Origin of the sequence: Nostoc sp. 106C (genome assembly GCF_002154725.1) — a bacterium.
Lineage (GTDB): Bacteria > Cyanobacteriota > Cyanobacteriia > Cyanobacteriales > Nostocaceae > Aulosira.
In genome coordinates this window covers 39,871-47,500 of record NZ_MTAW01000128.1, presented here as the reverse complement: position 1 = coordinate 47,500, position 7,630 = coordinate 39,871, and the positions used below count along the sequence as shown (strand labels likewise).

The following is a 7,630-nucleotide window of genomic DNA, read 5'->3' as shown; positions in this document are numbered from 1 at the left end:
TCAATCACACCCCCTATTTTTCTTTTTAGGTCGGCTATTTAGTCTAAACTCCAGTTAATAAAGTGATATAGATATCACTTTTTATAGGCATTATTTTACTGTGAAAATTCCCTATTAATTAAATTAGTAGTATATCGCTGTTGTTCTTTTTATATTTTGGCTAGAGATTGACAATATATAAGCAAAATTTGCCAAGTTAATTAATTTGTGCAATAGACGGTTCTGAAAATTTTAACGGCATAAGCGCAGCAGATTTCTATCTGATTAGTGCCGAATTATCATAATTTTAATTATTCATAATAGCTGCAAAGTTTTAAGCTTTGTGGGCGGATTTTGCTGCGCGTTTTAGTAAAAAACACTACTAGGTCAGGGTTTATATCTATGGGTGCCACACTAGAGCTACAACAGTCAGTCCAATCTTCGCTCCAAAACTTAAAAAACCTCGACGCACTAAAAAGATTATTTTGGAGTCAATTAAATTACGAACGAGAGAATAAAGCACTTTCTCGTCGTAAATTGACTGATGCAGTTACTAATGAAGTTGAAGGCGAACCTTTATTGTTAGCCTCTGGAGGAGTGAATAAAGATTTTCATGTAATTTATAGCCGTCTTAAAACAGAAAATTTATCCAGACAAAGTGAAAGAGTAGTTGTCAATCATCTTCTGCAAGAACATCCTTATGCTTTATTTATATTTTCTAATAAATCACAATCGCGCTGGCACTTTCTGAATGTTAAGTATGACAGTTCACCTCAAAAACGAAGATTATTCCGCCGCATTACCGTTGGAGAAGGGGAACAATTACGCACCGCAACAGAAAGAATCAGTCTGTTGGATTTAGAAAGCATTCCAGATGCATCACCGTTAGATATTCAAACACGTCATGATGAAGCGTTTGATGTTGAAGCTGTCACTCAGGAATTTTTCAGAGAGTATCGTAAAACTTTTGAGAAAATAGAAAATTTAATTAAATGGGCAACCGATTCAGAAAGTAAACGGTTATTCACTCAAAAGCTGTTTAACCGTTTGATGTTTATTGCTTTTATTGAGAAAAAAGGTTGGCTGAAATTCCAAAAAAGAACTGATTATTTATCAGCTTTATGGGAATCTTACCAGCATGAAGACGGGGTATCAGACAAAAACTTTTATAGAGATAGACTTTCTCATCTCTTCTTTTCAGGACTAAATAATCCTCAAGAACAGGACATCACCGGAATTAATAATGGTGGTTTTCTCAAAGAATTAATTGGTAGTGTTCCTTATTTGAATGGTGGTCTTTTTGAACAAGGTGAAGATGAGAAGAACCCTCAATTTATCATCCCAGATGATTGTATAGACACTATTCTGCATGACCTATTCCAACGCTTTGCTTTTACTGTTACTGAGAGTACCCCGCTTGATGTTGAAGTAGCGGTAGATCCTGAAATGTTGGGTAAGGTGTTCGAGGAACTCGTCACAGGTAGACATGAATCTGGAAGTTATTATACTCCCAAGCCGATTGTTTCTTTTATGTGTCGTGAGGCTTTAAAGGGGTATTTAAAAACCCAAGTTGCAAACGAATCACATGATGCAGTCGCCGAATTTGTTGATGAACATAATCCAAATCATCTGGTTAATTCAGAAGCGATATTAGAAGCTTTACGGAAAGTTAGGTGCTGTGATTTAGCTGCGGGAAGTGGAGCTTATTTATTAGGGATGCTCCACGAATTATTAGATTTACGTCAGTGTTTATTTGCAAACAAAGGTTTAGATTCAAATACTGTTTATCAACGTAAATTAGAGATTATTGAAAATAATATTTACGGGATTGATAAAGATGTATTTGCAGTCAATATTGCGCGGTTAAGGTTATGGCTTTCGCTTGCTGTTGAGTATCAAGGTGAGAAGCCGAATCCACTACCAAACCTGAAATATAAAATTGAAGTGGGAGATAGTCTCACGGCTCCTAGTCCTGCAACAACAGGAGTTATTAGAGATGAATTAATCAGCCAATATAGTCAAAAAAAGGCTGAATATATGCGAACCCATGAAGGTGGGAAGAAGCAAAAACTAGAAGATGAAATTAATGAGTTAAAAACTCAAATTACGCTAATAACTAATGGAAGCATTAAAACACCAGAAGGTTTTGATTGGGCAGTAGAGTTTGCAGAAGTTTTTGCTGATGGTGGGTTTGATATTCAGGTGGCTAATCCGCCTTATGTAAGACAGGAATTAATTAAAGATTTAAAGCCTACATTGCAAAAGATTTATCCCACTACTTATAATGGAACATCTGATTTATATTGTTTCTTTTATGCCCGTGGGTTGCAACTTTTGAAATCTGGCGGAATGTTAAGTTTTATTTCTTCTAACAAGTGGTTTCGTGCTAAGTATGGGGAGAAGTTAAAAAAGCATATTGCTGATACTTGCCAAGTTCATAGTATTACTGATTTTGGCGATTTACCAGTATTTCAAAGTGCTGCTGTTTTAGTGATGATTTTTGTTGCTCAAAATCAAAAGTCAAATGATATTTTACCTACTTTCACACAGGTAAAATCTTTGAAATCTCCTTATCCTGATGTAAAGCAAATTATTCAAGATAGTGGACATGTATTACCTTCTGATGCTTTAAAAGGTGAAAATTGGACTCTAACTGATACAACTTCTGTCAACCGTCTACGAAAGATGGAAGCAGTAGGTGTTCCATTAGGTGAGTATGTCAATGGACATATTTATTACGGAGTAAAGACAGGGTTTAATAAAGCATTTGTCATTGATGGAGCAAAACGCGCAGAACTCATTACTCAAGATCCTAAAAGTGCAGAAATTATCAAACCATTAACTGTAGGTGATGATATTCGCAAGTGGCGGGTCAATTATAAAGATAAGTGGTTCATCTATTCTCCTTGGAATTTGAAAATAGATAATTATCCTGCTGTAAAAAATCATCTTACTCAATGGGTACAAGAACTAAAAGCACGTCCTGAGTGTCGAGAAGGTCGATATAATTGGTGGTGTATGGCACGTTATGGAGCGGAATATGTAGATGCTTTTAATCAGCCTAAAATTATCTATCCTGTTATTGCAAAAGAATCCCGTTTTGCCTTAGATACAAAAGGAGCATTTACTAATGATAAAGCTTTTATTATTCCCATTCCAGAACTCTACCTTCTTGGAATACTGAACTCTTCAATTATATGGGAGTACCTTAAGAGTCAGTGTTCTGAGCTTTTAGGTAAAAGTTTAGAGTTACGCAGTATATATATGAATAAAATTCCTATTCCCAATGCTTCAACTACTGATCGCCAAGTAATATCTAAACTAGTCCAAAAATGCCTTGATGCAAAAGGTCTAGAGTGTGAAGCATGGGAGAAAGAAATAGATGAGCGAGTCGCCGCCCTCTATGGACTGTAGGACAATAGAGAAAATAACAATCTCGCCTACAGTATTAAGAAATGTTGAGGGAAAAGCCATGCAATCAGCTTTACGTATCACAACCAAAGTTTTACCAGGAAACAAAATAGAAATTGAAATCCCCGAAGCTGAAATTGGCGATAGCGTTGATGTATTTGTGATTTTACCAGAAAAAGCTGAACCAAAGCGTCGTTCTGTACTGGACATTATAGAAGAAAGCCGTAGGAGACACCCTTCTCGAACTGCTGAGGATATAGACAGACAACTACAAGAAGAACGCTTATCATGGGAAAGCTAATACTTCCAACAAGTGGCTCTATTTATATAGATACTTCGGTGGTTATTTATACTATTGAAGGTAATCCAGACTATTATTCTTTGCTGCAACCACTATGGTCTAAGTTTTACGCAGGGGAAATTCAAATCATTAGCAGCGAACTAATATTAATGGAGGTTTTAATTGTTCCATTGCGTAATGGTAATAATTCTTTAGTAGCAGACTATGAGGAACTATTATTATCATCTCAAGTGCAGTTAATTACTATTAGTCAATCAATACTGCGACAAGCTGCTAATCTTCGGGCTAGAAGTAACCTCAAAACACCCGATGCTATTCATGCTGCTACAGCTTTATCTGTTACTTGTAACCAATTTATCACCAACGATAAAGGCTTTCGTAATGTTCCTGGTTTACCTGTTGTTATCCTCAGTGAAGTTTTAGCATCTTGAACAATGCCTACCCACGATATTATAGACAACCGCAATCAAAAATTAGTAGACCAAATTAAACGCATTCTCGACTCAACAGAAGCGGCACATTTTGCGGTAGGTTATTTCTTCCTTTCTGGCTTCACTGCCATTGCAGAACGCCTCACCAGTATTAAAGAATTACGCTTGCTAATTGGCAATACTAGTAACCGCGAAACCATTGAACAAATTGCCCAAGGATACCGAAGATTAGAATTAATTGAAGATAAAATCGAAGCACAGAAATATCTTAAGCGTAGTGAAGAAAAGCGGATGGCGAATGAAACAGCAGCCAATATCCGTTCTAGTATTGAATTAATGGATCAAACGGATGAAGCCGAGACGCTGGTTAAAAACCTAGTGCAAATGATAGAAGAAAAACGGCTTTATGTCCGCGTTTACACAAAAGGAACTTTACACGCCAAAGCCTATATTTTTGATTACGGTATTGTTTATGATAACAAAGGTAGAGCTTTAGAGCGTCAAGAAAAAGGGATTGCGATTGTAGGTTCATCCAATCTTACCCTTTCGGGTATTACCCATAATACCGAACTGAATGTAACCATCCACGGAAACGATAACCATACAGAATTAACTCATTGGTTTGATGAATTGTGGAATGAAGCAGAAGATTTTAATGAAGCATTAATGAGAGAGATGAAACAATCTTGGGCGGGTTCTATAGTCCGTCCTTATGATGTTTACTATAAAACTCTCTACGCTTTAGTCAAAGATAGATTAGAAGATACTGCACCAAAAGATTTAATTCTAGAAGATGAAATTAGTAAACAATTAGCAGATTTCCAAAAAGTAGCTGTTAATAATGCCGTCCAAAATATCAGAGATTATGGCGGAGCTTTTGTTTCTGATGTAGTAGGGCTAGGAAAGAGTTTTATTGGCGCTGCAATTATTAAAAGATTTGAACAAGTAGAACGCGCACGTCCTTTAATTATTTGTCCTGCACCACTTATAGAAATGTGGGATAGATATAATGAAGTTTACCAGTTAAATGCTCGCGTCCTTTCAATGGGAATGTTGAAAGAAGATGATGATGGAGACGTAAAAGCATTATTAAATGACTTTAGATTTCAAGATAGAGATTTTGTACTCATAGATGAAAGTCATAACTTGCGAAATAATAATACTCAAAGATATAAAGTTGTAGAAGCGTTTTTAGGTGCGGGTAAACGTTGTTGCTTTTTGACAGCTACTCCTCGAAATAAGAGTGTTTGGGATATTTATTACCAGTTAAAATTATTTCATCAAGATGATAAAACTGATTTACCAATAGACCCACCTAATTTAAAAGAATACTTTCAATTAGTAGAAAAGGGTGCGAAAAAATTACCAGAGTTACTTTCTCATATCCTTATCCGCCGTACACGCAACCACATCTTACGTTTTTACGGTTTTGATTCAAAAACTCATCAACAAGTTGACCCAGCTAATTTTAGAGAGTACCTAGACGGAACCCGACGCGCTTATGTCATCGTTGGTGGTAAACATCGCTTTTTCCCCAAACGCGAACTAGAAACCATTGAATACAGCATTGAGGACACATACCAAGGACTGTATCAGGATTTACGGCAATACATGGGTAAGTCCCGCAAACGTCAACTGCTTAAACCACCCACAAACGAACTTAGCTATGCACGTTATGGGCTGTGGAATTATGTTTTAAAAGATAAACAAAAGCAAGAACCTTATAACACTTTGCAACGTGCAGGTGCTAACCTCCGGGGTTTGATGCGGGTATTATTATTTAAGCGTTTTGAATCGAGTGTTTACGCTTTCCAAGAAACTATCAAGAAATTATTGATAGTGCATGAAAGATTTTTAAAATCACTATCTCAAGGATTTGTACCCGCCGGAGAAGAAGCCCAAACTCTGCTATCGGAAGATTATAATCAAGCAGAAGAACAGGATTTGATGGACGCATTAAAACAGGTATCTAATAAATATGACTTATCGGATTTTGATGCAAAAAGATTACAACAGCATATCGAGCATGATATTAAATTATTGAAAAGTATTTTGGATTTAGTAGAACCAATTACCCCTGATAAAGATACTAAATTACAGACTTTAATCAAATGGTTATCTAAACCAAATATTAGAGATAAAAAACGTCTAATTTTTACTCAATATGCCGACACAGCCAAGTATTTATCTGATAATTTAAACCCAGATGGTCAGCGTCATGATATTGATGTAATTTATAGCGGTAACAGCAAAAATAAAGCACGGCTAGTAGGAAGGTTTGCCCCTAACGCCAACAAAGAATATAAATTTAAATCCGGAGAATCAGAACTTAATACCTTGATTGCTACCGATGTATTAGCAGAAGGTTTAAACCTGCAAGATGGTGATTTGATTATTAATTATGATTTGCATTGGAACCCAGTTAAGCTTATTCAACGTTTTGGTCGTATTGACCGTATTGGCAGTGATAAAGATGTCATCTATGGATATAACTTTTTACCAGAACTAGGCATTGAGCGCAATTTAGGTTTGAAACAAAAACTTAAAAACAGAATACAAGAAATTCACGATACCATAGGTGAAGATGCTGCAATACTTGACTTAACAGAAAGACTCAACGAAGAAGCAATGTATGCCATTTACGAACAACAAGGTAAACAGTTGAGTCTATTTGATATTGAGGATGAAGATAATTTTTTAGATTTAAATGAGGCAGAAGAAATCCTCAGAAAATTACAAAAAGAAGACCCAGGTGAATTTGAACGCATTGCTAATTTACCGCATGGTATTCGCACTGCTAAATTTTCCATGCAAAAGGGGACATATATTTTCTGCGAAGCTTCCGACCCCAATCGACCTGATATCAAAGGCTACCAGCAACTATTTTTATTAGATGACAAAGGAGAAATAATTTCTAGAGATATCCCCCGTATCTTAGGTGCAATTAAAGCTGATGACACCACCCCCACCTTGTCACTTCCCAAAGACCATAACGCTGCTGTGATGCGCGTCAAAGGTCAATTTGCAGAAGAAGTAAAACATCGCCAAGCAGAACGGGAATTTAACCAACGTTTGACTCAGGGACAAAGGTATATTCTGCGGGAGCTGAGAATATTTTTTAAGTCAACTACAGATGAGGAACTAAAAGGTCAGGTCAATATTTTAGAAAAAGCGTTCCGCTTGAGTGTGAACCAAGCTGTTAACCGCGAGTTAAACAAACTGCGCCGCGACGGTTTCACAGGTAAGGAATTGTTTAATCAGCTAGTACAGATTTACCGTCAACATAATATGCATGAGTTGCAAGATAATAGCTTACCTAACCTGAGTTCGGGTTAAGCCAGAAGCTAAAAAGCTTATTGTGTATAGATTGAGCAAAATTCTAAGTGGTAAAAGAAGTGATTAAAGTGGAATCGTTTCGTCAATAAGGTTCACAAATGAGATTAATATCAACAACATGCCTTATTGAAAATATATGAAAACAAAGTTTCAGACCAGACAACGAAAAATC

At 36.3% G+C, this 7,630-nt stretch carries 4 protein-coding genes; all 4 read left to right on the top strand.

Annotated elements, in window-relative coordinates; translation table 11 throughout:
• Positions 1-381: 381 nt before the first annotated feature.
• The 4 genes from BV375_RS19710 to BV375_RS19695 are packed head-to-tail and all read left to right on the top strand — an operon-like array spanning position 382 to position 7,458.
• Positions 382-3,393, top strand: a complete 3,012-nt coding sequence (locus BV375_RS19710; protein WP_086763407.1) for a TaqI-like C-terminal specificity domain-containing protein — start codon at positions 382-384, stop codon at positions 3,391-3,393.
• 58 nt (positions 3,394-3,451) lie between these two features.
• Positions 3,452-3,691: a hypothetical protein gene (locus BV375_RS19705; RefSeq protein WP_086763405.1), complete on the top strand. Its 240-nt coding sequence runs from the start codon at positions 3,452-3,454 to the stop codon at positions 3,689-3,691.
• Positions 3,679-4,122: a type II toxin-antitoxin system VapC family toxin gene (locus BV375_RS19700; RefSeq protein ID WP_086763403.1), complete on the top strand. Its 444-nt coding sequence runs from the start codon at positions 3,679-3,681 to the stop codon at positions 4,120-4,122. Before BV375_RS19705 ends, BV375_RS19700 begins: the two co-directional genes overlap by 13 nt.
• Positions 4,123-4,125: 3 nt before the next feature.
• The gene (locus BV375_RS19695; protein WP_086763401.1) at positions 4,126-7,458 is read left to right on the top strand and encodes a helicase-related protein; all 3,333 of its coding nucleotides are present in this window, start codon (positions 4,126-4,128) and stop codon (positions 7,456-7,458) included.
• The last annotated feature ends 172 nt before the right edge of the window (positions 7,459-7,630 follow it).